The organism is Microbacterium sp. LTA6, from assembly GCF_045690355.1.
Taxonomy (GTDB): Bacteria; Actinomycetota; Actinomycetes; order Actinomycetales; family Microbacteriaceae; genus Microbacterium.
In genome coordinates, this window is the sequence record NZ_CP147855.1 from 431,878 (window position 1) to 457,709 (window position 25,832).

A 25,832-nucleotide genomic window follows, 5' to 3' on the forward strand; every position below is an offset into this window, starting at 1 on the left:
AATGACTGACGCCCTGACCCACAACGACGACCGAATGGATGCACTGGACCTGCGCGGCCGAACGGCACTGATCACCGGAGGGGGTGTCGGCATCGGTGCCGGCATCGCCGAGGAACTCGCCGGTCGCGGCGCCCAGGTCATCGTCACCTACCAGTCGCATGAGCCGGACGAGGCCGCGCTCGCACGGTTGCGTACGCCGGATGGCCAGGAAGCGACCGCCGTCCGCGTCGATCTGACCTCCGAGGACGAGGTCCAGCAGCTTGGCGACACGATCGCCGAGCTGGGCAGGCTCGACATCCTTGTCCACAATGCCGGCGGGCTCCTTCAGCGATCCACGATCGCGGAGATGTCTTACTCCCTCTTCCGCAGTGTGCAGGCGCTGAACGTCGACTCAGTCTTCCTCGTGACGCGCCGCATGCTCCCGCTCATGGGGCGAGGAGGCCGCATCGTGACGGTCGCCTCGTTGGCCGGTCGTACCGGGGGCCACGCAGGAGCGACGGCCTACGCGACGGCGAAAGCCGCGTTGTTCGGCTTCACTCGCGGACTCGCGGCCGAGATCGCCGCATCCGGGATCACGGTGAACGCCGTGGCCCCTGGATTCATCGAGGCGACCCCGTTTCACGACACGTTCACCGCTGCGGACTCGAAGGCCAAGACGATCAGCGGGATTCCTGTCGGCCGAGCCGGAAGACCTGCTGACATCGCGTCCGCGGTGGCGTGGCTCGTCTCTCCTGGCGCATCCTTCACCACAGGCGTGGTGCTCGATGTCAACGGCGGACAGTACTTCAGTTGATGCTGCGCGCACCGATCACGCACCCGGACGTACTGCACGCCCTCGCCCGCGCAGGGCACGGCTCGCTCGTGCTCGTCGCCGACGCGCACTTCGCGGCGTCGACGGCAGTGAGCCAGAAGGCGGTGGTCGTGCACCTGGCGCTTGCACCTGGCGCTCCGCTCGTACCCGATGTCGCGGCCCTGATCTCAGCGACGATTCAGCTCGAGGCGGTGACGACGATGACGGCGCCCGACGAGGAACTGGGCAGGGTCGCGCGCCAGGCAGCTGCCGCAGCCGGATCACCGGTTCACGATTCGGTCTCGCGCGAGGAGTTCAAAGCCCTCACCCGATCTGAAGACATGGCGCTCTGCATCGTCACCGGCGACACGCGGCGCTTCGCGAATGCGCTCCTGCGTGTCGGAGTGACAACGCCGGCTCATCTGCCGCACGGAAGCGGCATGATCGATACATGAGCTCCACCGTCTCGCGCGCGATCACCATTCTCGAGCTGTGCAGTGCCGAGCCCAGGAGCGCGAGCGAGATCGCTGACGTTCTGGGAGTGCATCGAACCACCGTGTTGCGCACGTTGCTCACTTTGCAGGATGCAGGTCTGGTACGACAGACCGTGCCGGGAGTCTTCGGTACCGGCTTCCGACTCGCCGCACTCGCGAAGTCAGCCATGATGCACTTCGATCTGCGCGGCATCGCGCATCCTCATCTGAAGGCGCTCAGCGACGAACTCCATCTCACCGTGCAGTTCGCCGTACTCGACGGCGACCGCATCCGCTATGTCGACAAGATCGAGCCGCGCGACTCGATCGTGCTGAACACCGAGATCGGCGGAGAGGTCGTGATCAGCACGGCCGGAGTGGCGAAGGCCATCCTGGCCCACCTGCCGAGCGAGCTCCGACGCACAGTACTCAACCGTGCGACCTTCCCCGCCTACACCGAGCGGTCGTTCACAGATCGAGAAAGCTATGAACGCGAGCTGACTCGGGTCCAGGAGCGCGGCTGGGCGTTCGACGACGGGGAATACGACGATCTGTCGAACTGCATCGCGTCTCCGGTGCGCGACCACGCCGGCGACGTGGCGGGGGCCGTGTCGGTGACCGCGTTCCGGAGCCGCACCAACCTCGATGAACTGCGCGAGCACCTGCCGACGCTGCTCACGACCACCGAGATGATCAGCCACCAGTTGGGTTTCCGCAACGAGGCCATGAACGACGACTGACCCAGCGCTTCGGATCGTCGCACAGCCGATCCGGTCGACAGTCAAGACGCCTGGAAACGACGAAAACCCCCGGAATCCCGGGGGTTTTGATCTGTAGCAGGAGCGGGGCTTGAACCCGCGACCTCACGATTATGAGTCGTGCGCTCTAACCAGCTGAGCTACCCTGCCGCGAGGCATCCATCACATGAGACGATGCTTTGCGAGCCCCGAGTCAGGATTGAACTGACGACCTCTTCCTTACCAAGGAAGTGCTCTACCACTGAGCTATCGGAGCGTGCTGCCCTCGCGGGGCAACCACACGAGACTACCATCACTGCGGCGTTCTCATGAAACCGAGGCGGTCAATACGAGGATCGACCCGCGTTCTCCTTCATCCATGGCATCGGGTCGATGGTGGACCCGTTGACGATGAGTTCGAAGTGCAAGTGCGCGCCGTAGGAGTTGCCGGTATCGCCGGTGAGACCGACGATGTCGCCGACCTTCACGGTGTCGCCGGCCTTCACGCGCAGCGAGCCGTACTGCATGTGCGCGTAGTGGCTGGTGATGACGGCGCCGTCGATGATGTGGTCGATGTAGACGGTGACTCCATAGCCGCCGCCCTGCTCGGTCGCGGTGCGCACCGTGCCGTCGGCGATCGCCTGGATCGGGGCACCGTTGCCGGGCACGAAGTCGATACCGGCGTGCAGTCGGCCGTCGCGCATGCCGTAGCCGTAGGTCATGCCGACGCCGACGAGGAAGGGCCACTGGATCGCGGCATCCGGATCGTTCGTGTAGACCTCACCGGAGTACCGGATGCCCTGCTCGGCAGCGATGTCGAGATACGACACCGTCGAGAAGTCCTCTGCGCGCTCGAGCGATTCGTTCTGCACGTCGGACGAAGCGACGTACGCCTGGATCTCCCCCTCGGGGGCGTCGTCCTTAGCCGTCTTGGAGGCGGTGACGAGCGACGTCACGGCTGCGGCCTGCGGAGCCTGAGCGGCGGCGACGGCCTCGGTCGGAAGTGTCATCGAGACGGCGAGGAGACCGGCGAGGCTCATCACGCCGACGGTCGCGCCGATCGTCACGAAACGGCGGACCGAGTACGAACGGCGGGGCGCGACGTGGGGGATCGCCGGCTCTGCGAGCTTGTCTTCGGTGGCACGAGGGCCGGATGCCGCGGCATCCGCCGTCTGCTCACCGATACGGAAAGCGCGAGTCGCCTGCTCGAAGACGTCGACGTCTTCGTCGGACATCGTCTCGGCGGATTCGGCGGTGGGCGACTCGGCTGTGGGCGTCTCGGCGGCGGGCGACTCGACCGGAGCAGCGGGTGCGAGAAGCGGGGTGCTGGACGCGTCGACGCTCGGAACGCTCACCTGCTGCCGCGCTGCGCGACGCGAGGTCAGAACGGGTGCCGACGGCGCTGTCATGGCGGGAAGACTGTTCGGCGCGGCGAAGGCGGCTGCCGTCGTTCCCACCGCGGGGGCCTCGACGGCCTCGTTGCGGAGTCGGCTGGAACGGCGCGTGGGCGCAGGGGCAGCCTGGGGAGTTTCGAAGGGCAAAGCGGATTCTCTCGGGTCGTGCATCAAGCTCGGGGGCGCTTACTCAACTCTCACCCGTTCGGGCGGATGAAAGTAACGATCGCATAAACACTATCCTGCTCCGCCTGAGAATGCCATGAGTTCGTCACCTTTTCGCCTGCGACGACGGGTCGCTGATCAGGGCCAGCAGGCGGTCGTGCACATCAACGCCGCCGGCGATCACCATCGGCCGCGACGAGTCGGCGTCGATCCGGGAGAACTTCCCGCCCGCCTCGGTGACGAGCAGGGCGCCTGCGGCGATGTCCCAGGGCGCCAGCCCTCGCTCGAAGTATCCGTCGAGTCGACCGGCGGCCACGTAGGCGAGATCGAGCGCGGCAGCCCCCATGCGCCGGAGGTCGCGCGCCATGGGCATGACGCCGCGTACCGTCGCCAGATCTCCTTCGTGCGTCGCCGGGTCGTAGCCGAACCCGGTGCCGAGCAGTGCGCCGGCTGCTGCCGAATCGGTCGTGACCGCGAGACGTGTCGAGCCCAACCAGGCGCCGTGTCCGCGCGCGGCGGTGAAGAGCTCATCGTGCACCGGCGCGAACACCGCGCCGGCGAGCGCCTCCCACGCGTCAGGATCCGCGCTGCCGCGGACGGCAGCGATACTCACGTTGTACGCGGGGATGCCGTACGCGTAGTTCACCGTTCCGTCGATCGGATCGACGACCCACGTGATGTCCGTGTCGCCGGCCTCGGCACCCGATTCTTCGCCGAGGAAGCCATCGCCCGGACGCTCGGCGCGCAGTCGGGCTCGGATCAGCGCTTCGACCTCACGATCGGCGTCGGTGACGATGTCGGCCAGCGTCGACTTCGTCGCCGCGAGATGCACGCCCTCCTGGCGACGGCGCCGCGCGAGACCGCCGGCCTCGCGGGCGATGTCGGCGGCGAGCTCGCCGAGGTCGCGTTCCAGGCTCACTGCGGAGCCTGGGGAACCTGCGGAGCCGAGGGCGGAGGAGGCGGAAACGCCATGTGATCGCCGGGAGCCGCCGGAGCCGGGGGCACTGGCGGAGTGGGAGGCACCGGCGGTACTGGCGGAACCTCGGGAGCTGCCGCCACCTCGGGGGCTGCCGGCACCTCGGGCACCGACGGGGCCGGGACACTCGGCGCCGCTGACGGCACGACGGGGAACTGCTCGGCCGACGCGAGGGCGAACGGCTGCTGCTGCTGCGGCTGCTGAGCGGTCGGGTAGCCGGTGTAGTACGCGTTCCAGTCGGGCTGGCCGTCAGCGAGAACGGGAAGCGGGGTGATGCCGTCTGCATAGGTCGGCCACGCCGGTGCCTGAGCAGGAGCGGCCGCAGCGAACGCCTGGCGCTTCTTCGGCGCGAACAGTGCATTGAGCAGCGGAATGAGCGTGGTGCCCACGGCCGCCAGGATCGTGAGCGCGACGACGATGCGCCAGTACAGCTCGACGTAGTCGAACGAGTGCGGGAAGGTGAGGAAGAAGACGAGCATGCCGACCAGAGCCGTGAGGAAGACGACCGTCAGGATGTAGATCACGCGGGTGAAAGTCGTCACGTGGCGCTGCGCGGCAGGCGTGAAGATGCGCACGTGCAGCAGTGCCAGCTGCAGGATGCCGACCACCAGCAGCAACTGGAAGAACCGCTCCGCTCCCCCGAAGTCGTCGCCGTCTTCGGGGAGCCAGATCTTCACGGCGCCGACGAGAAGCGCGACGATCCACGTGACCATGCTGGACAGCGCCAGCCAGTCCGGACGGTTCGGCGCGAGTCCTGCCTCGAGAATCGCGATCCCGGCGAAGCCGGCGAGCAGGAGGATCGTCAGGAATGCGCGGCCGATCAGACCGTCCTGATCTCCGATCAGCACCCAGATGACGCAGACGATGGCCGCAGCGATCAACGCGCCGATCGCGATCCAGATGGCGCCCCTGATGAGCAGGGACGTGTTCTTCTTCTCGGCCTTCGCGGTATCCGACTGGGACATGGCGATCCTCTCGTTGAGCGGCGGTGCCTTCATCCTCGCACGCACGGGCCGCGGAACCGAGGTCGCCGTCCCGCCTGTGGAAAGTTCTCCTGCGGCCGGATCAGCCCTGCCGGCTCAGCGGGCCTTGGCCGACGCTGCCGCGAAGGCGGTGATCCGCGCCTGCGCGTCGGCGGTCTCCATGAAGGCCCCGATCGATCGGGCTTCCTCGCTCAACTGCTCGGCGAAGGACCGCTGCGGCTGCGAGCGCACGAGCCACTTCGCCTGCCCGTAGGCGTCGGCCGCGCCGGCCAGCCAGAATCGGGCGATCTCCTCAGCGCGCGCACGCACCTGCTCGGCCTCTGCCGCGGCATCCATACCCGTGATGACCTCGGCGATCAGACCCCACTGCTGCGCCTCGTCGGCGGTGAGGAGCCGGTCCTGCAGCACGAGCTGGAGTGCACGGCGCTCGCCAACGGCCCTCGCGAGCTGCGCGGAGACCGAGAGGTCGGGCGTCAGGCCGATGTTCGCGTACAGACTGCCGAGGCGGGAGCGCGAGCCGACAACGGCGTAGTCGCTGCAGAGCAGGATCCCGAGTCCGCCACCCGCGGTCGTGCCGTGTGCCGCCGCGACGACCGGGATCGTCGATTCGGTGAGCGAACGGATTCCGGCGTTGATCACCTCCGCGAGCGCGGTGATGTCGGCGCCGGAGCCCATCGAGGTCGCCATGTCGATGACGTCGCCACCCGCGCAGAACGCGGGACCGGCGGCGTCGAGCAGGATCGCCTTGACGTCCGTTCTCGATGTCGCCTCGGCGGTGACGTCGCGCCAGGCATGTGCGAGATCCGCGTTGAACGCGTTGAGCCGGGACGGACGGTTCAGCGTCAGTCGCGCCATCCCATCGGTCACCGAGAACAGGATGGCATCGCTCATGGCGTCTCCTTCGAGCACAGGACGGATGCCTCCAGCGTAACCGCGCTCACTCCTGCTCCAGCACGCGGGAGATGAACGCCTCCATCCGGCGTCGGGTGCCGTCGAGGCGGATGTCGACCTGACCCGCCGCCCTGATCTCGTTCGGAGCGAGCGGATGCGCAAGCCGAACACTCTCGTGGCAGGACAGGTCGGCGCAGAGATAGGTGCCGACGGAGTCGCCGCGTGCGCCCGCATCGCCGGCGCGGCCGGCGGAGAACAGCGCCACCTGGTTGCCCGGCTGCATCGTGTGACAGATATTGCACATGCCGGAGCGCCCGCGCCCGGGATCGGAGGCGCGCAGCACCACACCGACGACACGCCCCTCGTGCTCGATCAGCACGTAGCCGCGGCGGCCGGCGGCCGGATCACGCCACGCGAAGAAGTCGAGATAGTCCCAGTCGACGAGCATGAAGTCGTGCGGCATCGCCATGACGCGCAATTCATCGGCATCCGCATTGACGAACGACGCACGGACGTCGGCTTCGGTGAGCGCTCGCATCGCTCCAGTCTAGGAACCCGGTCACCTCGACGTCGCCGCGGCGTCAACGGCGGCAGTCGAGCGATCGCGGATGAGGAAGCCGAACCCGAAGGCGATGAAGAACATGAGCACGCCGTAGACCGCGGCGGGAAGACTCAGCTCGACCGACCCGAGCACGGATTGGGCGATGACGATCGCGAGCGTGGCGTTGTGGATGCCGATCTCGAACGATGTGGCCACGGCCTGGCGTCTGCCGACCTTCAGCCAACGCGGGACGAAGAACCCGATCGACAGGCTGATCAGGCAGAAGAGCACCGTGATGAGCGCCAGCTGCGTGAAATTCGCGACGAGCAGCGCCCAGTTCGATGCCACGGCACCGGCGATCACGACGATGAGGATGACCACGGAGGCGATCCGCACCGGTTTGTCCATGCCGTCCGCGAAGGAGGGCCACAGGCGACGGATCAGCATTCCGACCGCAACCGGGAGCAGGACGATGGCGAAGACCTCGAGCGCCTTCGCCCACTGCAGCCCGAGCTGGTTGTCGAACGGCTGGAAGTACGCGATCGCGAAGTTCGTGATCAGCGGCAGGGTGATCACCGCGATCACCGAGTTCACCGCGGTCAGGGAGATGTTCAGCGCGATGTCACCGCGGAACAGGTGGCTGTAGAGGTTCGCCGTCGTGCCGCCAGGCGAGGCCGCGAGCATCATCATGCCCACCGCCAGAACCGGCGGCAGTTGGAACAGCAGCACGAGTCCGAAGCAGATGCCCGGCAGCAGGATGAGCTGGCAGATCAGCGCGACGATCACCGCTTTCGGCTGCTTCAGCACCCGCGCGAAGTCGGCGAGGGTGAGGCTGAGCCCGAGGCCCAGCATGATGATGCCCAGTGCCACAGGCAGTCCGATGGTGGTCAACGCTGATCCCATGGCACTCAGTGTGGCGGATGCAGGGTCTCGGTGTCACGCACCGTCGGTCGACACGCCGGATCGGAGCCGCCGCGGCGGCTACGCTCGATCCATGTCGATGGATCGCCGCACCGAGACGCGCCTGAGCAGCATGGGACGAGGCTTCGAGATCGTCCGCGCAGTGGGCGCGCTGTCGGACCGCGGCGACACCGCAACCGTGCAGAGCATCTCTCGAGAACTGGACCGCGACCGCTCACAGGTCTCCCGGACTCTGTCCGCCCTCTTGAACCTCGGATTCGTCGTCCGCGATGCCGACCTCGCGTACTCGCTGTCCTGGAACTGGTACGCGACCGCCCAGGAACTCACCGATCAGCGTCTGCAGACCGTCGGGATGACGACGCTGGATGCGCTCGCAGCCGACCTCGGTCAGGCGTGCTTCCTGAGTGTCCTGCAGGGCGACAGCACCGTGACGATTCTGGAGAGCATCCCGGCGGACTCCCGCATGATCGGTTCGTGGCGGGGGCGCGCCTACCCGGCGTTCTGCAGCGACGCCGGGCGCGCGGTCCTCTGGGATGCCACCGATCACGAGATCCGCGCCGTGTTCTCGGCCACAGAGTTCGTCAGCCCAGGACCGAACGCTCCCGGCTCCGTCGACGACTTCATCGACCGCCTGCGTCAGGACCAGGAGCGCGGATACACGATCGTCGATCAGGAAGCAGAGCCGGGACTGTACTCCGTGGCCGCGCCCGTCTGGGACTTCCGCGGCGAAGTCATCGCGGCGATTCAGGTCGTCGGCGAGCAGGAAGCACTGCGCGTGAGAACACCGGAATACGGTGCTTCCGTGCGGAGCGCAGCCGATGCCCTCTCGCAACGTCTCGGCGCAGCACTGCTGTGACGCGCGCGGCCGTCAGCGGCCGTCGGCCGCGGCGCTCAGCTGCTGCGCGGCTTCGCCGAGGCGCGCTCGCACCTCACGGGACGCGCCTTTGTCTCGATGCGCACCGGCAAGGGCGAGTGAGGCGATGACCGCCCCGCCCCGCCGAATGGGGAGAGCGAACTCGTCCACCCCATCGACGTACTCCTGGCTCGCGGCGATGAATCCGTTGGCGCGGTCGCGTTCGAGTCGCGATTGCACCTCGGCGACCGAGCGGGCGGATGCCGGCCCGCCGACGCCGACGAACTGCATATCGTCGAGCAGCTCCTGCAGGCCTCCTCGAGAGTGATCCCACAGCAGCGCCCGGCCGGCACCCGTGCACCAGATGGGTGCGACGAGTCCGGGCCGGAGCGAGCGGTCGGCCGCTGCGATCGCCTGCTCATACCGAAGAAGCACCGCTCGGGGACCGTCGGCGACCGCGATCACGGCCGTCATCCGCAGGTGCGACGCAAGAAACCTCAGAACCTCGCGGGAGCCCTTCAGCCACGTGGCGTTCAGCGTCGCTGCCGTGCGGAAGTACTCCGGCCCCGCGGCGAGCAACGCGGATTCACTGCGTTCCAGGTACTCCAGTTCCCGCAGCTCTTGGGTCAGTCGCGAGACGCGACTCCGCTCGATGCCCGTCGCATCCGCGAGCCGGGATGCATTGTGCCCCAGGCGGCGCAATCGTTCCTGCCTGATGGCGGCATCCAGCAACGCCAGACCTTGCGTGAGAGAGGATGCACTCATCTGCTGCGCACTCCCCTCTCCCCTACGAGCTCGTCCGGTCGGCTCATCCTATCCAGCGGCCGGCGCGGGACTCTCGGCAGGAGTCGCCCCCAGGCCGTGTAGAGGTCGGCGGCGATCTGACCAGTGAACCGCTCGATGTCGGCAGCCGTGATGGTGTCACGACCCTGCGCACCGTAGGCGACGACCTCGTCGCCGACACGCACCTCGGGGATGTGCGACACGTCGGCGAGAAATGTGTTCATCGCGAGCTGGTCGACCACCGGTGCTCGCCGCCCGTGCACGAGGACCTCGGCCCGGCCGCCGAGACTCCGGTGGTATCCGTCGGCGTATCCCAGGGGCACGACGGCGAGTGTCGCCTCCTCATGCAGGCGGTGGCGGCGTTCGTATCCTGCGGTGCTCCCGCCCGGATAGGTATTGAGGGCGGCGATCGAGGAGACGAGGCGCATGGCCGGGCGCAGCTCGCCGCCGAGCGCATCGGTATCGCCGTAGAGCGCGGCTCCGATGCGCACCAGATCGAACCGCGTGCCCGGCTCGTAGAGCGCAGCGTACGTGGTGGCGCAGTGACGCTGCGGCGAGGATGCGGGATCGAGGAGGCCTAGGAGCTCACGAGACTCCCGGTCGAACCTCGCTGCTCCTTGCCGAACGTCTGCACGATCCTCGCAGGGGAAGTGCGAGCAGACTCCGACGACATCGAAGGCCGGATGCCGCAGGACGCTCTGCACGACTTCATCGGAGAGTCCACCGCCCGCCTCGATGCCGTCACGGCTCAGACCGGTGGAGTTGAGGGAGATATGAACTCGGATCCGCCGCGCTCGTTCTCGGGCCACGTTCGCGATCACGCGCGCGTGCTCGACGCCGCCGACCCACTCTTCGATCCCGTACCCCACGCCTTCGTCGATCTCCTCGCGAACCCCGGTTCGGAGACGCAGCAGACGGCCGGTGAATCCGAACGAACGGGTGAGCCGCGCCTCGTCATTCGATGTCACGCCGATCATGGTGACGCGATTCGCGATCAAGAGGGGCACGACGAGATCGACACCGTGCCCGTACGCGTCTGCTTTCACCACCGCGCAGAACTCGACGTGGTCGCCGAGTTCTGCGCGGATCGTGCGAATGTTGTGGTCGATCGCCTCGGTGTCGACTTCGACCCATCCCGCTGACGCGGGTCGCGTCACTCAGCCGCTCCGGCGCCGACCGGCGCCGCCGAGGCGTCATCCGCCTGGCGCTTGCGGCCATGGCGCCACCAGAAGTACAGGTAGCAGGCTCCGACGAACGGCACCCCGAAGTACAGCGCCGCGACCTGATTCGGGTCGAACGCGATCGCCACGATCGAGATGAACAGAAGCGCGAAGGCCACGATCGGCAGAGCGGGGTAGAGCGGCGTCCGGTACGCCAGCGTCTTGATATCGCCGCCGTCTCGCACGAAAGCGCGCCGGTGGAAGAACTGCGACGCCACGATCGACATCCACACGGCCACGACCGCGAACCCCGCGATCGAGACGAGCACCAGATACACCGTTCCCGGCGCGATGACGCTCGTGAGCAGGGAGACGAGTCCGATGAGGATGCTCACGGTGAGCGCGACGATCGGAACTCCGCGCTTGGTGAGGTACGCGAGACGCTGGGGCGCATGCCCCTCCTCCGCCAGCGAGAACAGCATGCGCGCGCAGGAGAAGAGTCCGCTGTTGCCGGCGGAGAGAAGTGCGGTGATGATGACGAAGTTCATGATGTCGGCCGCGAACGGCACGCCCACGTACTCGAAGACGTCTACGAACGGGCTGCTGGTCACGCTGGCCTGCTCGTAAGGAAGGATCGCGGCGACGACGGCGATCGCACCGACGAACAGGACCACGAGGCGCAGGACCGTCGAGCGGAGGGCCTTCGGAATGTTCTTGGCAGGGTCCTTCGTCTCACCGGCCGCGACGCCGATGAGCTCCGAGCCGCTGAAGGCGTAGAAGACGGCGAGCGCGGTGACGATCACGCCGCTGAAGCCGCCGGGGAACAGACCGTCGGGTGTCTCGAAGTTGCTGAACAGGATCGCCGGCGGGTGTTCTGCGGACAGCGGCGTGATTCCGAAGATCGCGGCGCCGCCCAGCACGATGAGACCGACGATGGCGACGACCTTGATGAGTGAGAACCAGAACTCGGCCTCGCCGAAGACGCGCGCCGAGATGGCGTTGAGCAGGAACAGCACCGCTGCGAAGATCAGGCACCACAGCCACACCGGAACTCCGGGGAACCAGCGCTGCATCAGGATTCCCGATGCGGTGAATTCCGAGCCGAGCGCGACGACCCAGCACAGCCAGTACAGCCAGGCCGTGGTGAATCCGGTCGCGGGGCCGATCGAGCGGGCCGCGTAGATGTGGAAGGCACCGGAGACGGGATACGCGATCGCCAGTTCACCGAGACAGGCCATCACCAGGTAGACGACGAGCGCGCCGATCAGATAGGCGATGATCGCGCCGAGGGGGCCGGCCTGCGAGATCGTGTATCCGGAGCTGAGGAACAGCCCCGACCCGATCACACCGCCGAGGGCGATCATGATCAGGTGCCGCGCGTCCATCGACCGTTGCAAGCGGCGCAACGGTACCTGTGTCGCGGTCGTGTGAGGCAGGGCGTTGGGGAGTTCTTTCTCCCCGGCTACAGGAGCCATGCAGTCTCTCAATCCAAGCGTTGGTGTGCGTTATCGACACGCTGTTGTGTCGATCTTGCACGGATTCGGGTATGGCGGGACGCTACATGCCGTCAGCTTCCACCGCAACCCCGGTCACCGAAAACGACAGCCGCAGCCGTCGGGATTGCGATTCTGACACCGCGACGGCCGTTCTGGCAGGTCGGTGTGCCGTTCTGGAAGGCGCGGACTGACAGGGCTCCATTCGACGATGGGTGCCTACCCGTTTTGACGAAGGAGCACCCGTGAACCACCATGATCTCGCCCTCATCGGCTTCGGAGGCGTCAATCGCGCTCTCGCCGAGATCATCCGCGATCGAGGCGAGGCGCTCGCCGATGAACTCGGATTCACACTTCGCGTCGTCGCCATCACCGATCTCCGATTCGGTTCGCTCATGCAGTCCGACGGCATCGATCTGGACCACGTACTGAACCTGCCCTCGAACGCGAGCTTCGAGGGGATGCCGGGAGGCGCGGCGATGCCGAACAACGATCACGTCATCCGGCAGTCATCCGCCGACATCATCGTCGAGGCCACCTTCACGAACCCGGTCGACGGGGAGCCGGCGATCTCCCACGTCCGCGCGGCCCTCGAAAGCGGCAAGAGCGTCACGACGACCAACAAGGGACCGGTCGCCATCGCGCGCGCCGCGCTCAACCGCCTCGCCGACGAGAACGGCGTCCGGTTCGAGTACGAAGGATCGGTGATGAGCGGCACGCCCGTGCTGCGGTTCGGGCGCGAGACCATGAGCGGCCTGAGGATCAACGCGATCCAGGGCATCCTGAACGGCACCAGCAACTACGTCCTGGGCAAGATGGAGGGCGGGATGACTCTGCAGGCCGCGGTCGCCGAGGCGCAGGAACTCGGATACGCCGAGGCCGATCCGACTGCGGACATCGAAGGATCCGATGTGCAGCTGAAGGTCGTCATCCTCGCCAACGAGCTGCTCGGCGCCGACCTCACGACCGCAGACGTCGAGCGCCGCGGGATCAGCTCGCTCAGCGCCGCCGACATCGTGCAGGCGGCCGCCGAAGGGAAGCGCTGGAAGCTCGTCGGATCGGTGACGCGCGACGCGTCAGGCACGGTGACCGCAGCGGTGGAGCCGATGGCACTGTCGCCGGAGCATCCGCTGGCCGGAATCTCGGATGCCACCAACGCGATCGCGTTCAGCACCGACCTGCTCGGAACGGTCACCGTCTCCGGGCCCGGCGCGGGCCGCTGGGAGACCGCGTACGCCCTGCTCTCCGACATCATCGCCATCGACGCCCACCAGCGCGCGCTCGTCGGGGCCGGGCTGTGACCGCCGTGCTCGCACCCACCGAGCTCGCCGCCGATCGACTGTCGGTATTCGACCCGTTCACCGGCGAGCAGCTCGGACAGGTACCGCTGAGCACGCCGGCCGATGCGGACGCGATCATGGAGCGCGCGCGCATCGGTGCGTCGCTCTCGCGCGATCTGTCCAAGTTCGCACGTCACCGCATCCTCGATCGAGCCACGCGCCTCCTCGGCGAGCGCGCCGAGGAGGCCGCCTCGCTCGTCATGCGCGAGGCAGGGAAGACGATCACCCAGGCGAAGAAGGAAGTGCAGCGAGCCATCACGACGATGTCCCTCTCCGCAGAGGCTGCGCGTGCCGCCGATGGTGAGGTGATCCCGTTCGATGCCTACGAGGGATCGGAGAACCGGCGCGGGTGGTTCACGCGCGAGCCGCTCGGCGTCATCGTGGCGATCACGCCGTACAACGACGCGCTCAACCTCGTCGCCCACAAGATCGGTCCGGCCATCGCCGGGGGGAACTCCGTCATCCTCAAGCCGTCGCAGTTCACGCCGCTCACGGCCCAGCTGCTCGTCGACGTGCTCATCGACGCCGGGTTGCCGGACGAGATCGTCACTGTCGTCCATGGCGACCGACACCTCGCGCAGGCTCTGATCGGAATCCGGGACGTACGCATGGTGTCTTTCACCGGCGGATTCGCGACGGGCGAGGCCATCGCCCGAGGCGCAGGGCTCAAGAAGCTCGCGATGGAGCTCGGCGGCAACGCCCCGGTGCTGGTCTTCGCGGATGCCGACATCGACGCCGCCGTCGACGCCTGTGTCTCCGGTGCGTTCTGGGCCGCCGGGCAGAACTGCGTCGGCGCGCAGCGCATCCTCGTCGAGCGGAGTGTCTACGTGGAGTTCCGCGACCGATTCGTCGCCAGGACGTCGGCGCTGCGCGTCGGCGATCCCGCCGACCCCCGCACCGATGTCGGCGCGATGATCTCAACCGACTCGGCGATGCGCGTCGAGCGCATGGTCGACGATGCCGTGAGCGCCGGGGCCAACGTCCTCACCGGTCATCGCCGCGAGGGATCGGTGTACTGGCCGACCGTCGTGGAGAACGCGGCGTTGAGCTGCGAACTGTGGCGCGAGGAGGCTTTCGCGCCCGTCGTCGCTCTGACCGCATTCGATACCGAAGACGAGGCGATCGCGCAGGCGAACGACATCGAGTACGCACTGCATGCGGCAGCTTTCACGTCAGAACTCGGACGCGCGCTTCGCGTGGCAGAGCGTCTCGAGGCCGGCGGCGTCATGATCAACGACTCCTCCGACTACCGCATCGACAGCATGCCGTTCGGCGGCGCCAAGTACGGGAGCATGGGCCGCGAGGGCGTTCGGTTCGCCTACGACGAGATGACCCAGCCGAAGGTCATCTGCATCAACACCTGAGGACTTCCCTGGCGCGCGTCAACGTCGGTCGACGACGCGCGTCAGGGAGACCGAGGTCACGGTGTCGGCCACACCGGGCAATGCGGCGATGAACTCCCAGACCTCGCCGATCCGATCCATGGAATCCGCCTCGAGCGTCACCAGCAGATCGAAGTCCCCGCTGAGGATGTCGCACCGGCGCACTTCGGGGATCTGGGCGATCTCGGAGATCACGCCCCCACCGCGCATCCGATCGGCCCGATAGACCATCACGATCGCCGAGACTCCCGTTGCAGCACTTTTCCCGCGGACGACGGTGTAGCCGGCAATCGTGCCCTGACGCTCCATCCGCTCGATCCGCTGCTTCACGGCGTTGCGAGAAAGATGCACGCGCGCCGCGAGCGCAACGAGAGGCGTTCGCGCGTCGTCAGCCAGTTGCGACAGGATCTGCCGATCGACCTCGTCGAGAGGAAGTCGCTCCATCACGTCTCCAATGTGCGGTATCAGCAATTGCTTGTGTCTATTATGCACACTAAGCTGGACGGCATCCACTGTGCGGTGAACTGTTTTCGCCGCACGGACGCACCCGGAGGAGACTTCATGAGCACACGTCCAGACCGCACGGACCCGTCGACGCTGTCCGACATGAGCGCCGCGGTGCACCTCGGCAATCGACTCGACTCGACCAAGGCGCTCCGCACACCGCTCGTGATGGCCAATTCGTACGAGCTTCCTGACGACCCGAGCGAGATCAGTTGGTCGGCCACTGCGCCGGGCCTCTACACGCGGAACACGGGCGTGAACCAGGCAGCGCTCGAGCACAAGCTGGCCGCTCTCGACGGCGCTGAGGATGCGGTCGCTCTCGCCTCCGGTGTGGCCGCCCTTCATGCCGTCTTCTTCACGCACGTCCGCGTCGGAGACCACGTCGTCGTCAGCGATGTGACCTACGAAGCGACCTGGAGGTTGTGGACGGACCTCCTCCCCGGTCGCTACGGCATCGAGGCGACCTTCGTCGACATCGGCGACCTCGACGCCGTCCGCGCGGCGATGCGTCCGGAGACCAAGCTGGTCTGCATCGAGGCGATCGCGAACCCGACGACCAAGATCGCCGACGTGCGCGCGATCGCCGACATCGCGCATGCGGCCGGCGCGATCCTGATGGTCGACTCGACGTTCACCCCGCCGCCGTTCTACCGCCCCCTCGCCGACGGAGCCGATCTCGTCGTGCATTCGCTGACCAAGTACATCAACGGCCACGGCGATGCGATGGGCGGTTCCGTGGCGGGGCGTCACGAACTGATCCAGCCGATCAAGGCGGATGCGATGGTCGACGTCGGCGGGATCATCTCCCCGTTCAACGCGTGGCAGATCCAGCGAGGCTCAGTGACGCTCCCCCTGCGCCTGCAGCAGCACTTCCGCTCCGCCGAGCGGATCGCGCACTTCCTCGCCGCCGACCCGCGCGTGGAGTACATCTACTACCCCGGCCTTCCCTCGCATCCGGAGCATGAACTCGCCGAGCGCCAGTTCGGCGGCCGCGGCTTCGGAGGGATGATCGCGTTCGCGGTGAAGGGCGACGCCGATCGACAGAACCGGTTCGTCGCCAATCTGCGGCTGATCACCTCGGGGTTCTCGCTGGGGCACGACGACTCGCTCATCGTGCACACGGGCACCGAGGGCGGACGCGTGGCCACCTACCCCGAACCGTTCCGGGTGCACGGCCATCTTCGACTGTCTGTCGGCCTCGAGGATGCGGATGACCTCCTCGAGGATCTCCGCGCGGCGCTGGATGCGACGTTCGGCGGCGAAGACGCCTAGAGACTCGGCCCCGCCGAGACGGCAGGCGAATGCATCTCCCCGATGAAGTTCGAGGCAAGTGCGCTTCTCATCGTCGAGGCATCCAGATACTTGCCCGCGAGATAGCCGAGCTTGCCCAGCGCGGCTTCCACGGTCATATCGCCGCCGCTCAAGACTCCGACGCGGGCCAGCGCAGACCCGACCGCGTATCGCGAGAGGTCGACGGAGCCGGTCTGGCACTGCGTGACAGCGACCACGGTGGTTCCCCCATCGATCGCCGCACCCAAGTCGTCGAGGATGCCTGGGGTGCTGACCGGTGCAGTTCCCGCGCCATAGCATTCGAGGATCAGACCGTCGGGGTAGCACGCAAGAGCGGCCCGCACTTGTTCGGAGGCCATGCCCGGGAACACGCTCAGGACGCCGACTTTTCGAATGGCACTGACCTCGGCCTCTGTGAAGCGATCGGCGACCGCGTGCGCCAGCGACGAGTCGACCACCGGCGCGAGAGCCCGCGGGGAGGCGAATCCTGACCTGCTCTCGCTGGAGTACTTGCTCACACGGACGGCCGGATGCAGCTGGTGGTCGAATGCCACCCACGTACCGCCGGTGATGGTGCCGGAAAGCACATCCAGTGCGAACTCGAAGTTCGACGGCGCGTCGCTGCCCGGGAGATGAAGCGGGAGCTGAGATCCCGTGAAGACGATGGGTACCCGGAGGTCAGCCAGCTCGAATGCCATCCTGGCCGCCGTGTAGGCCAGGGTATCCGTGCCGTGGATGACGAGCACACCCGTGTATGTCTCCTCACAGTCCGCGGACTGGAGCTTCATCCGGATCTCGGCAGCCCAGTCGACCATCGTCTGCTGGGTCGCTTCTGCGCTGTCGATGACGCACTCCGACTTCACGAACGCCCAGCGAGATCTCGTGCGGCGCTGCGCGTCATACCCAGCGACAAGAGAGGCGATCTCCGCTCCGAGGTCATCTGTCGCCTCCAATCCGGACCCCAGGTCTCGCATGCCGAACGTGCCGCCGGTGTACACGACGAGCAGGCGCCTCTCATTCACGAGATTCCTCACCGGCGGGCAGGTCGCTCGCGTCTCCCAGCTCGATCATCGCATCGGGGTTGATCCGATCGCGGATGACGAACCAGCCGATGATCAGTGCCACGACGATGAGCGCGAAGACCGCCAGGGTCAGCCTTCCGACGCTCGCATCCATCGCCATCAGCACCACGACCATGACGAGGAAGACGAGGGTCACGATATTCGTCACAGGGGCCAGCGGCAGGCGGAACGTCGGGCGCTCCACTTCTCCCCGCTTGACCTTCCGCAGGAACAGCCAATGGCAGATCATGATCGACATCCAGGTGCCGACGATGCCGATTCCGGCGAGGTTGAGCACGATCTCGAATGCCCGTTCCGGTACGAAGAAGTTCAGAATCACCCCGGCGACGCCGATCGAGGCGGTGATGAGGATTCCTCCGTAGGGGACACCGGCCTTGTTCAATCGCCTCGCGAATTTCGGTCCCGTTCCCGCCATCGCCATGGAACGCAGCGTTCGTCCCGTCGCGTAGAGGCCGGCGTTGAGACTCGACATCGCAGCCGTCAGCACGACGACGTTCATGATGTCGCCCGCGCCAGGGATACCGATCGCGTTCATCACGGTGACGAACGGGCTCTCCCCCGCCGAGTAGGCCGTCCAGGGCATCAGCAGAGTGAACAGGACGACGGAGCCGGCGTAGAAGAGGATGATCCGCCACATGATGGAATTGACGGCTTTCGGGATCACGGCCCGAGGATTCTCCGACTCTCCGGCGGCCACTCCCACCAGCTCTGTCCCGCCGAATGCGAAGACGACCCCGAGCGCGATGATGAACATCGGCGCGATTCCCATCGGGAACAGCCCGCCGTTGTCCGCAATCAAGGCGATGCCGGGCGTGTGACCGTCGATCTCGGTTCCCGTGACGATCAGGAAGATGCCGATGATCCCGAACAGAACGATCGCGCCCACCTTGATGAGGGCGAACCAGTACTCCATCTCGCCGAAGACCTTCACGGAGATGACGTTCATGGCGACGACGATCGCCAGGGCGATCAACGCCAGCACCCACTGCGGGATCGCGACGAACATCGACCAGAAATGCACATACAGGGCGACGGCGGTGATGTCCGCGACCACGGTCGTCGACCAGTTCAGAAAGTACAACCACCCGACGGTGTAGGCGCCCTTCTCCCCCATGAACTCCCGGGCATACGAGACGAACGCGCCCGACGAGGGGCGGTACATGACGAGCTCCCCGAGAGCACGCACGACGAAGAACGCGAACGCGCCGCAGACGATGTACACGATTGCCAACGACGGCCCCGCCAGTTCCATCCGGCCGCTCGCACCCAGGAAGAGCCCCGTGCCGATGGAACCGCCGATGGCGATCATGTGCATGTGCCGACGCTTGAGTCCCTTGGTGTATCCGGCGTCACCGATGTCGACGTGCCGCGATGTCGGGCTCTTGAGTTGTAGAACGTCTTCGTTCTCGGCCATGACGTGCCTTTCGATTCATGAGCAGATCAATGCATCCACCTCATCGCGGATGCACTCGACCCACCGGTCGCATGCTGTCTGGCTGTCAGACAGGTTTGTTCGGATCAGTGTAGGCGGGCTCGATCGCGAGCACAAGCACGACGTACGGTCCACCGCTCCGTATCAGCAGCGAAGCCGCCCGCTCGGGGCAGCCATATAGTGGTGGGATGAGTGCGCCAGGTGAGCCGACGAAGCCGGGCCTTGAGAGGATCAGTGCGACTGAGGCGGCATTCAGAGCGCTCAACGCGATGATCCGAGGCGACGACTACGAGATCGGCGACCGCCTTCCGTCCGAGTTGACTCTCGCCGGCGAATTCGGAGTCAGTCGTTCGGTTGTGCGCGAAGCGCTGCACGCATGCGCGACGCTGGGGCTCACCGAGACCCGCACAGGAAGCGGCACCTTCGTCGTCAAGAAGAGTCCGGCGTCTCAGCTCGTCTTCGGCGAGTTCAGCGCCCAGGACCTCATCGAGGCCCGACAGCATGTCGAAGTGCCCACCGCCGGCTATGCGGCTGAACGGCACACTCCGGCCCAGCTCGAGAACCTGCATCGGATTCTCGCCGCACTCGACGCCGCAGAGGACCTCCGGGCCTGGGTGGCATTGGACGGTGAGCTGCATGTGGCGATCGCGGAAGCGAGCCGGAACCCCGTACTCATCTCGGTGGTCGCGTCGACTCGTCAGGCGCTCGATCTCCAGTCCGAGTTCTTGAACGTCACTCAAGCGCGGCAACGGGCGTCGAACATCGAACACGCCCAGATCGTGGACGCGATCGCATCAGGCTCCCCCGTGAAAGCCCGAGAAGCGATGGCAAACCATGTCGGCCAAGTCGCGCTGGCCGTGCAGAACGTCGCCACCGCCTCGTACTGACCCCGAGGTGTGAGCGCGGAGCATCCGCTCGTACACCGAGAATGCAAGAAGGGCCCCGCGATGCGGGGCCCTTCTTCTGTGCTGTGGCGAGTGAGGGATTCGAACCCCCGAAGGCTGAGCCGTCTGATTTACAGTCAGATCCCTTTGGCCGCTAGGGTAACTCGCCAATGCGCACCCGTCCGACTTGAACAGCCAACCGGGGGCACGAAGAATTATCATACCGGCGATCGGCCAGCGCATGAAATCGAAGCCTCAGCTTCCGTAGACGCCGCGTTCCGCCTCGGCCAGCGACTCCGGAGTGCGCAGCAAACCGCCCTCGGCACGGCAGGTCGCGGCGGCGATGTCCATGGCGCGGCGCAGCAGTGCGTCCCACTCGCCCGTCGTGCGCGGCGCCGATCCGACCAGCCCAGCCACCACCGCGGCGAGGGTCGAGTCCCCCGCCCCGACCGTGTCGACGACCGGTCCAGGGAGCGTCGAGATCGGAGCAGCCACGATGCCGGCATCCGCCTCGATGATCGCGCCATCCACCCCGGCGGTGGCGAGCACCGCACCGACGCCCAGCCCTCTCAGACGAGCGCGGAGCGCATCGAGATCCCCGCCGTAGAGGAGCGCGGCGTCGTCCGTTCCGACCTTCACGATCTCCGCCCGCGCAGCGAGGCTTTCGAAACCGCGAACGAACTCGTCCCGATCGCTCAGCATCCCCGCACGGGGGTTCGGATCGATCGCGAGGCGTGCGCCGTCCAGCGCCTCTGCAAAGGCATCCACTTCGGCAGGAACGTCGAACGGGAAGCAGCTGACCGCGACGAGCCCAGCCTCCGAGATCGCCTGCCGCGCCTCGGCGGAATAGCGGATGCTGCGCCGCTTCGCCGCCTCGTTGAAGACGTACTCCGGCTCACCGCTCGCCGAGCGCTGCACGATCGCCCGAGAAGATCCGTGCGGGCTCGGACTCGATACCAGCGCCACGTCGTGATCGCGAAGATACTCGCGAATGTGATCACCGGCCTCATCATCGCCGACCATCGCGATCAATGTCGTGGACACCCCGAGTCTGCGCAGACCGACGGCGACGTTCAACGCCGCTCCCCCCACGAGTTCTCGCACTCCGGCGTGGTCGTGGATCTCATCGATCAGTGCATCGCCGACGACGACGACCGATCCGGCGGAGGAAAAAGCTGTGCTCACTCGCCGACACTATCGCGGTGCGGTGTTTCCCCCTATCCCCGGGGTTCCGCGAGCGATACGGTGTGGCCATGAATGCACGACTCGTCGCCGGCGCCGCCGCACTGCTGCTCGCCACCGTTCTCGCAGGCTGCGCGTCCGAGTCGCCGGACGCGGGCTCGCCGAGCGCGTCAACGAGCCCCGGCACCAGCGAATCACCGACCCCTGACGAGACGAAGTCGCCGACTGCATCGCCAAGCCCGACACCGACGAAGGGGATCGCGTTGCCGACGGATTGCCGAGCGATCCTCTCCGATGACGTGCTCGCCCAACTCGAGGACGTGCCGCTGAACGACGCCGCCTTCGGACCCACAGGAGTACAGGATGACGGTTCGCTCATCTGCGCCTGGGCCGATCCGCGTGCGGACACCACCCGTCTCGTCACGACGATCTCGGCGATGAATCGCGGCCCCGCGCTCGACATGCTCAACGCCCTTGCGAACACCGAGGGCTTCACCTGCTTCACGCCCGACGGCGGCACACGCTGCGAGAAGACCTGGCCGAACACGCAGTACCCGGTGACCGACGGACGCACGCTGTTCTGGCGCGACGACATCCTCATCGACACCCGCTTCTCGAACCTGGCGCCGAGCGGCTACACCTCGAGCATCGTCGAGCACCTCTTCGGCTGAGCCGCCGGGCCGCGCCGGCAAGGGCGGCGGCCCGGGGTCAGCCGTCCGGGGTCAGCCGTACGGTGTCAGCCGTCCGGCGTCAGCCGCGAGGCGTGGCCTCATCGTCACCGCCGAGCACGAGCACGAGCTCGCCGTCGCCGTCGTCCGGCTCGTCGGTCCCGAGTCGCTTGCTTTCGCGCTGCATCCGTCGTTCCTCGCGCTTGGCGATCCGGCGATCACGTGCGCGTTCGAGGAGCAGATACAGGATCGGCACGAGCATCAGCGTCAGGAGCGTCGAGCTGATCAGCCCGCCGATGACGACGACGGCGAGCGGCCTCGAGATGAACACCCCGCCGCCGGTGATCCCCAGCGACATCGGCAACAGGGCGAAGATCGTCGCCGTCGCTGTCATCAGGATCGGCCGCAAGCGCAGGCGGGTTCCGTGATACACCGCCTCGTCGAGATCGGCGCCTCCGGCCCTCAGCTTGTTCACCAGGTCGAGCAGCACGATGGCATTCGTCACCACGATGCCGATCAGCATCAGGAGCCCGATGAGGGCAGGCAGGCCGAGGGGCGTCCCCGTGAACAGGAGGGCGAGTATCGCTCCGGTGGCCGCGAAGGGCACAGCGATCAGCAGGATCGTCGGCTGACGCAGGTTGCGGAAGGTCATCACCATGACCAGCAGCACGAGCGCGATCGCAGCGAGCATCGCAAGGCCGAGCTGCCCGAACGCGTCATCCTGCTCGGCGGCGACTCCGCCCACCTCGTAGCGCACGCCGGCCGGAAGCTCGACCTTCGCCGTCGCCGCATCGACGGCACTGGTCGCCGCATCGAGCTGGCCGCTCTTCGGCGTGACCGAGATCGAGACGACGCGTTCGCCGTCGATGCGTGAGATCGACGGAGCGGTCTTCGCTTCGGTCACGGTCGCGACGTCACCGACCCGCACGGCGGTGCCGCGGATCTCGCTCGCCGCCTTCTGCGCCTGCGCCATCCGGTCGGCCTCTGCCTGCTGCGCGGCAGACTCCGTCTGGCTCTCACGAAGCTGCTCGAGCTGCGCGTCTGCGGACTCGATGCCGGCCTGCGTCTGCTCGATCGCGGACACCATCGCCGCGATCTGCTCCTGCCGCTCGCGCTCCGCGTCGATCGCCGCCTGCTCCTCCGGTGTATTCGGTGCAGGCACGGCGGGAGCGGATGCCTCCAACTGCGCGAGCTGGGACCGCAGGATGCCGAGCTGGTCACGGAGGTCGGATCGCTGCGAGGCCGTGTCGTCGATCTGCTGGTTCAGCTCGCGTTCCGCCTCCTCCTTCTGCTCCTGCGCCTTCTGCTTCTGCTCGGCCTCGAGCTGATCGGCCGCCGCCTTCTGCGCGTCGGAGGTCTGCTTCGGCGTGATGGGGAGCACCATGCCGGCCACCGCGTCCACGCCGCCGCTGACGGAGGCGGTGCGGATGACGATATCCCGCTCCTCCCCATCCAGGACCACGCTGCCCGCCGGAGTTCCGTTCAGCGCGGCCGCGATCGCGGTGGCGATCTGCTGCTGGTCGAAGCCGAGCGCCGCCGCCTTCAGGGGATCGACGGAGACCTGCACGATCGGCTGCTCACCGCTGATGTCGCTGGTGGCCTTCTGCACGCCCCGCGCATCCTCGAGAGCGGTGACCAGAGACTCGCTCGCGGCCGCCAGCGCCTTCGGATCGTTTCCGATCACGCGCAGTTCGATGCCGCCTCCCGCTCCACTCGAATCGGCGGTCAGCACGTCGAACTGCTTCGGGTTTCCGAGCGTGGCGAGCTTCTTGTCGATGGCGACCTGCACGGCCGCCGCCTTCGCACCCTTCTCGAGTGTGACCTCGAAGGTGTTGACGTTCTCCTCCCCTGCACTCGTCGCGCCTCCGGGGATCGTCGATCGCACGCTCTCGACCCCCGTGACGCCCTGAAGCGCACGTTCCACCGGTTCGGCCGCTTCAATACGCGCCTCCACGTCTGCGGCCTCACCGGGCTTCTGCGTCACGGTGATGCTCTGCTGGCCGGATTCTCCGAGGAAGTCCGTCGGAATCTGTGTGGCGAGGAAGAAGGTCCCGAGGAGCACGACGGTCGATCCGGCGAGCGTGATGACGGGCCGTCGATGCGTCGCGCCGAGGAACGACATGAAGGTGCGCTGCAGGCGGTCTTCAGGGGCGCTCATCTCGGCGCGGGCGAACTCGCCGGCATCCATCACCGTCTCGGTCTCCGCGACCGGCTCCCCTTCTGTCTGCTGGGCCGCCGCACGTCGCAGCGCCCGCGGCCGCAGGAAGAGGTACGCCAGGACAGGAACGACGGTCAATGCGACCACCAGCGAAGCGGCCAACGCGATCGTCACCGTGATCGAGAACGGCCGGAACAACTGCCCCGTGACGCCGGATACGAAGGCGATCGGCAGGAACACGGCGATCGTCGTGGCCGTCGAGGCAATGATCGCGCCTGCGACCTGTTTGACCGAGGCGACGATATCCGCCGCCGTGGGCACGCGTCTCTCCGCGTGCCGGTTGATGTTCTCGATGACGACGATCGAGTCATCCACGACGCGTCCGATCGCGATGGTGAGCGCGGCGAGCGTGAAGATGTTGAGGGTGTTGTTCGACCAGAGCAGTCCGACCATCGTGATCAGAAGCGAGAGCGGAATCGAGACCGCCGCGATGACGGTCGAACGCCAGGACCGCAGGAACGCGAAGATGATGATGACCGCGAACAGGAGGCCGAGGCCGCCCTCGGTCGAGAGGTCCTCGATCGACTGCTCGATGTACGGCGCCTGGTCGAAGATCGGAACGAATTCGGCGTCCAGCGAGGCAGCGGCCTCGTCGAGGATCGCGGTCACCCCGTGAGAGATCTCGACCGCGTTCGCACCGGCGGCGGGCAGGACCTGGATCGTGAGCGCGTCCTTCCCATTCACCCGGGAGATGGAACCCACCGGTTCGGGCTTCAGGGCGACATCCGCGAAGTCCTGGATCTGGACGACGCTGTCCTGCACCTGGACCGGGAGCGCGCCGATGGCTTCGATGCTCTCCACGCCCGGGCCGACGTTCACGGCGACCTCGCCCGCGTCGGTGCCGATCTGTCCCGCGGACAGCACGGCGACATTGCTCTGCAGGGTGGCCAGGACCACGGCGGGATCGACCTTCAGACGCTCCACGTCTGCCGGTCGGAGTGAGATCTCGAGCTGCTGCGACTCACGGCCCTGCAGCGTGGCTTCGCGCACGCCCGTCACCGCGCGGATCTTGGGCAGGAAGCTCTGTTCGAGCGCGTCTGCGAAGGTGTTGGGGTCTTTCGTCGAACCGGCGCTGAGGACCATCGCCGGCAGGTCGGCTGCCGATCCCGACTGCACGACCACACCGGAATCCTTCGGCAGCGCGGACTTCACCGCATCGACGGCTGCCTTGATCGCACGAAGAGTCTCGTCGGCGTCGAGCTCGAACGGCCACGTGACCGCGACCTGCGCGCTGCCGGTCTGCGTCGTCGAGCTGATCGACGTGAGTCCGTTCACGCCCTTCAGAGCGTCCTCGACGGGCTCCGTGGCGAGCTGAACCATCTGGTCCGGTGCGAGCCCACTGGAATCCACCGAGATGTACGCTCCCGGCTGCTTGATCGACGGCATCAGCTCCTGGCGGAGCGATGTCATCGCGAAGAGGCCGAAGACCGCGACGGCGATCGTGATCAGGCAGACGATGGCACGGTTCGCGAGGCTGGCACGCGTGAGGAATGTCATGTGTGTGGTGAGTTTCGTTCGGTACGACCGGAGCAGAGACGTCGCGCTCCCGGGCCCTGGCCGCAGTGGAGCAACGATCTTTCTCAGCAAACCGTGTCCGGCTTCTCCTGCCATCCGCCGCTGGTACCGGCCGCGTCGTACCACGGCACGATTCATCGCCGCCGAAATGCTTGCCACACACACGAAGAAGGCC

23 protein-coding genes and 3 tRNA genes are annotated in these 25,832 nt (G+C 66.8%); 9 read left to right on the plus strand and 17 right to left on the minus strand.

Translation table 11 applies throughout. The features are described 5' to 3' along the window. The first annotated feature begins 1 nt into the window (after position 1). Genes LTA6_RS02010 through LTA6_RS02020 form a run of 3 tightly spaced genes read left to right on the plus strand, consistent with a single transcriptional unit; the run spans position 2 to position 2,003 of the window. Positions 2–793 carry an SDR family NAD(P)-dependent oxidoreductase gene (locus LTA6_RS02010; protein ID WP_407358532.1) on the plus strand — a complete coding sequence of 264 codons (792 nt, stop codon included), beginning with the start codon at positions 2–4 and terminating at the stop codon, positions 791–793. Next, positions 793–1,245 (plus strand): RbsD/FucU domain-containing protein, encoded by a 453-nt coding sequence (locus LTA6_RS02015; protein ID WP_341978516.1) that lies wholly within the window; start codon positions 793–795, stop codon positions 1,243–1,245. Before LTA6_RS02010 ends, LTA6_RS02015 begins: the two co-directional genes overlap by 1 nt. Then, the gene (locus tag LTA6_RS02020; RefSeq protein ID WP_407358533.1) at positions 1,242–2,003 is read left to right on the plus strand and encodes an IclR family transcriptional regulator; all 762 of its coding nucleotides are present in this window, start codon (positions 1,242–1,244) and stop codon (positions 2,001–2,003) included. The genes LTA6_RS02015 and LTA6_RS02020 overlap by 4 nt, the downstream gene beginning before the upstream one ends. 94 nt (positions 2,004–2,097) lie before the next feature. On the opposite strand, the gene LTA6_RS02025 is transcribed toward LTA6_RS02020, so the two are convergent. The 8 genes from LTA6_RS02025 to LTA6_RS02060 all read right to left on the minus strand — a co-directional run bounded on the left by LTA6_RS02025 (position 2,098) and on the right by LTA6_RS02060 (position 7,853). Next, positions 2,098–2,171: transfer RNA gene (locus tag LTA6_RS02025), tRNA-Met, on the minus strand. A 34-nt stretch (positions 2,172–2,205) separates the two neighbouring features. Beyond that, positions 2,206–2,277: transfer RNA gene (locus tag LTA6_RS02030), tRNA-Thr, on the minus strand. 67 nt (positions 2,278–2,344) lie between these two features. Further along, positions 2,345–3,541, minus strand: a complete 1,197-nt coding sequence (locus LTA6_RS02035) for a peptidoglycan DD-metalloendopeptidase family protein (RefSeq protein ID WP_407358534.1) — start codon at positions 3,539–3,541, stop codon at positions 2,345–2,347. Positions 3,542–3,665: 124 nt separating this feature from the next. Further along, positions 3,666–4,478, minus strand: a complete 813-nt coding sequence (locus tag LTA6_RS02040) for an inositol monophosphatase family protein (RefSeq protein ID WP_407358535.1) — start codon at positions 4,476–4,478, stop codon at positions 3,666–3,668. Next, positions 4,475–5,500 carry a hypothetical protein gene (locus LTA6_RS02045; protein WP_341975798.1) on the minus strand — a complete coding sequence of 342 codons (1,026 nt, stop codon included), beginning with the start codon at positions 5,498–5,500 and terminating at the stop codon, positions 4,475–4,477. The genes LTA6_RS02040 and LTA6_RS02045 overlap by 4 nt, the downstream gene beginning before the upstream one ends. 114 nt (positions 5,501–5,614) lie before the next feature. Beyond that, the gene (locus LTA6_RS02050; protein WP_341975799.1) at positions 5,615–6,409 is read right to left on the minus strand and encodes an enoyl-CoA hydratase/isomerase family protein; all 795 of its coding nucleotides are present in this window, start codon (positions 6,407–6,409) and stop codon (positions 5,615–5,617) included. Positions 6,410–6,455: 46 nt separating this feature from the next. Beyond that, on the minus strand, positions 6,456–6,947 hold the full coding sequence (locus tag LTA6_RS02055) for an FBP domain-containing protein (RefSeq protein ID WP_341975800.1): 492 nt from the start codon (positions 6,945–6,947) through the stop codon (positions 6,456–6,458). Between the two features lie 21 nt (positions 6,948–6,968). Next, positions 6,969–7,853 carry a bile acid:sodium symporter family protein gene (locus LTA6_RS02060; protein WP_341975801.1) on the minus strand — a complete coding sequence of 295 codons (885 nt, stop codon included), beginning with the start codon at positions 7,851–7,853 and terminating at the stop codon, positions 6,969–6,971. A 91-nt stretch (positions 7,854–7,944) separates the two neighbouring features. Here LTA6_RS02060 and LTA6_RS02065 point away from each other — a divergent pair, with 91 nt between their 5' ends. Next, the gene (locus LTA6_RS02065) at positions 7,945–8,727 is read left to right on the plus strand and encodes an IclR family transcriptional regulator (RefSeq protein ID WP_341975802.1); all 783 of its coding nucleotides are present in this window, start codon (positions 7,945–7,947) and stop codon (positions 8,725–8,727) included. Positions 8,728–8,739: 12 nt separating this feature from the next. On the opposite strand, the gene LTA6_RS02070 is transcribed toward LTA6_RS02065, so the two are convergent. Genes LTA6_RS02070 through LTA6_RS02080 form a run of 3 tightly spaced genes read right to left on the minus strand, consistent with a single transcriptional unit; the run spans position 8,740 to position 12,142 of the window. Continuing rightward, the gene (locus tag LTA6_RS02070; protein WP_341975803.1) at positions 8,740–9,489 is read right to left on the minus strand and encodes an IclR family transcriptional regulator C-terminal domain-containing protein; all 750 of its coding nucleotides are present in this window, start codon (positions 9,487–9,489) and stop codon (positions 8,740–8,742) included. After that, a complete protein-coding gene (gene alr / locus LTA6_RS02075; protein ID WP_341975804.1) occupies positions 9,486–10,664 on the minus strand; it encodes an alanine racemase in 1,179 nt (392 codons plus the stop codon). The genes LTA6_RS02070 and alr overlap by 4 nt, the downstream gene beginning before the upstream one ends. Further along, positions 10,661–12,142, minus strand: a complete 1,482-nt coding sequence (locus LTA6_RS02080) for an amino acid permease (RefSeq protein WP_407358536.1) — start codon at positions 12,140–12,142, stop codon at positions 10,661–10,663. The genes alr and LTA6_RS02080 overlap by 4 nt, the downstream gene beginning before the upstream one ends. A 263-nt stretch (positions 12,143–12,405) precedes the next feature. Between LTA6_RS02080 and LTA6_RS02085 the strand changes: the two genes are divergently transcribed. Continuing rightward, positions 12,406–13,461 carry a homoserine dehydrogenase gene (locus LTA6_RS02085; RefSeq protein ID WP_341975806.1) on the plus strand — a complete coding sequence of 352 codons (1,056 nt, stop codon included), beginning with the start codon at positions 12,406–12,408 and terminating at the stop codon, positions 13,459–13,461. Further along, the gene (locus tag LTA6_RS02090) at positions 13,458–14,864 is read left to right on the plus strand and encodes an aldehyde dehydrogenase family protein (protein WP_341975807.1); all 1,407 of its coding nucleotides are present in this window, start codon (positions 13,458–13,460) and stop codon (positions 14,862–14,864) included. The genes LTA6_RS02085 and LTA6_RS02090 overlap by 4 nt, the downstream gene beginning before the upstream one ends. Positions 14,865–14,882: 18 nt before the next feature. Here the strand turns inward: LTA6_RS02090 and LTA6_RS02095 are convergent, their stop codons facing one another. Further along, a complete protein-coding gene (locus tag LTA6_RS02095) occupies positions 14,883–15,395 on the minus strand; it encodes an Lrp/AsnC family transcriptional regulator (protein WP_341975809.1) in 513 nt (170 codons plus the stop codon). A gap of 48 nt (positions 15,396–15,443) precedes the next feature. Between LTA6_RS02095 and LTA6_RS02100 the strand changes: the two genes are divergently transcribed. Then, on the plus strand, positions 15,444–16,658 hold the full coding sequence (locus LTA6_RS02100) for an aminotransferase class I/II-fold pyridoxal phosphate-dependent enzyme (RefSeq protein ID WP_341975810.1): 1,215 nt from the start codon (positions 15,444–15,446) through the stop codon (positions 16,656–16,658). On the opposite strand, the gene LTA6_RS02105 is transcribed toward LTA6_RS02100, so the two are convergent. Beyond that, positions 16,655–17,698 (minus strand): asparaginase, encoded by a 1,044-nt coding sequence (locus tag LTA6_RS02105; protein WP_341975811.1) that lies wholly within the window; start codon positions 17,696–17,698, stop codon positions 16,655–16,657. The two genes, LTA6_RS02100 and LTA6_RS02105, sit on opposite strands and share 4 nt — an antisense overlap. Continuing rightward, positions 17,691–19,172, minus strand: a complete 1,482-nt coding sequence (locus LTA6_RS02110; protein WP_341975812.1) for an amino acid permease — start codon at positions 19,170–19,172, stop codon at positions 17,691–17,693. The genes LTA6_RS02105 and LTA6_RS02110 overlap by 8 nt, the downstream gene beginning before the upstream one ends. Before the next feature lie 206 nt (positions 19,173–19,378). Here LTA6_RS02110 and LTA6_RS02115 point away from each other — a divergent pair, with 206 nt between their 5' ends. Continuing rightward, entirely contained in the window at positions 19,379–20,077 is a 699-nt protein-coding gene (locus LTA6_RS02115) for a FadR/GntR family transcriptional regulator (RefSeq protein ID WP_341975813.1), read from the plus strand. An 84-nt stretch (positions 20,078–20,161) separates the two neighbouring features. Here LTA6_RS02115 and LTA6_RS02120 read toward each other — a convergent pair. Together LTA6_RS02120 and LTA6_RS02125 are read right to left on the minus strand one after the other, a co-directional pair. Beyond that, a tRNA-Tyr gene (locus LTA6_RS02120) sits at positions 20,162–20,243 on the minus strand. A gap of 86 nt (positions 20,244–20,329) precedes the next feature. Then, positions 20,330–21,259 carry a PfkB family carbohydrate kinase gene (locus LTA6_RS02125; RefSeq protein ID WP_341975814.1) on the minus strand — a complete coding sequence of 310 codons (930 nt, stop codon included), beginning with the start codon at positions 21,257–21,259 and terminating at the stop codon, positions 20,330–20,332. Positions 21,260–21,327: 68 nt separating this feature from the next. On the opposite strand from LTA6_RS02125, the gene LTA6_RS02130 reads away from it, so the two are divergent. Next, on the plus strand, positions 21,328–21,927 hold the full coding sequence (locus LTA6_RS02130; protein WP_341975815.1) for a hypothetical protein: 600 nt from the start codon (positions 21,328–21,330) through the stop codon (positions 21,925–21,927). A 79-nt stretch (positions 21,928–22,006) separates the two neighbouring features. Here LTA6_RS02130 and LTA6_RS02135 read toward each other — a convergent pair whose 3' ends face one another. After that, complete coding sequence (locus LTA6_RS02135) at positions 22,007–25,639, minus strand: efflux RND transporter permease subunit (RefSeq protein WP_407358537.1); 3,633 nt, start codon at positions 25,637–25,639, stop codon at positions 22,007–22,009. Positions 25,640–25,832: the final 193 nt, after the last annotated feature.

Excerpts from the sequence above, each read along its gene's own strand:
- LTA6_RS02010 (WP_407358532.1), top strand. The coding sequence starts at position 2 with ATGACTGACGCCCTGACCCACAACGACGACCGAATGGATGCACTGGAC.
- LTA6_RS02015 (WP_341978516.1), top strand. The coding sequence starts at position 793 with ATGCTGCGCGCACCGATCACGCACCCGGACGTACTGCACGCCCTCGCC.
- LTA6_RS02020 (WP_407358533.1), top strand. The coding sequence starts at position 1,242 with ATGAGCTCCACCGTCTCGCGCGCGATCACCATTCTCGAGCTGTGCAGT.
- LTA6_RS02045 (WP_341975798.1), bottom strand. The coding sequence starts at position 5,500 with ATGTCCCAGTCGGATACCGCGAAGGCCGAGAAGAAGAACACGTCCCTG.
- LTA6_RS02050 (WP_341975799.1), bottom strand. The coding sequence starts at position 6,409 with ATGAGCGATGCCATCCTGTTCTCGGTGACCGATGGGATGGCGCGACTG.
- LTA6_RS02055 (WP_341975800.1), bottom strand. The coding sequence starts at position 6,947 with ATGCGAGCGCTCACCGAAGCCGACGTCCGTGCGTCGTTCGTCAATGCG.
- LTA6_RS02060 (WP_341975801.1), bottom strand. The coding sequence starts at position 7,853 with ATGGGATCAGCGTTGACCACCATCGGACTGCCTGTGGCACTGGGCATC.
- LTA6_RS02065 (WP_341975802.1), top strand. The coding sequence starts at position 7,945 with ATGTCGATGGATCGCCGCACCGAGACGCGCCTGAGCAGCATGGGACGA.
- LTA6_RS02070 (WP_341975803.1), bottom strand. The coding sequence starts at position 9,489 with ATGAGTGCATCCTCTCTCACGCAAGGTCTGGCGTTGCTGGATGCCGCC.
- LTA6_RS02080 (WP_407358536.1), bottom strand. The coding sequence starts at position 12,142 with ATGGCTCCTGTAGCCGGGGAGAAAGAACTCCCCAACGCCCTGCCTCAC.
- LTA6_RS02100 (WP_341975810.1), top strand. The coding sequence starts at position 15,444 with ATGAGCACACGTCCAGACCGCACGGACCCGTCGACGCTGTCCGACATG.
- LTA6_RS02110 (WP_341975812.1), bottom strand. The coding sequence starts at position 19,172 with ATGGCCGAGAACGAAGACGTTCTACAACTCAAGAGCCCGACATCGCGG.
- LTA6_RS02115 (WP_341975813.1), top strand. The coding sequence starts at position 19,379 with ATGAGTGCGCCAGGTGAGCCGACGAAGCCGGGCCTTGAGAGGATCAGT.
- LTA6_RS02130 (WP_341975815.1), top strand. The coding sequence starts at position 21,328 with ATGAATGCACGACTCGTCGCCGGCGCCGCCGCACTGCTGCTCGCCACC.
- LTA6_RS02135 (WP_407358537.1), bottom strand. The coding sequence starts at position 25,639 with ATGACATTCCTCACGCGTGCCAGCCTCGCGAACCGTGCCATCGTCTGC.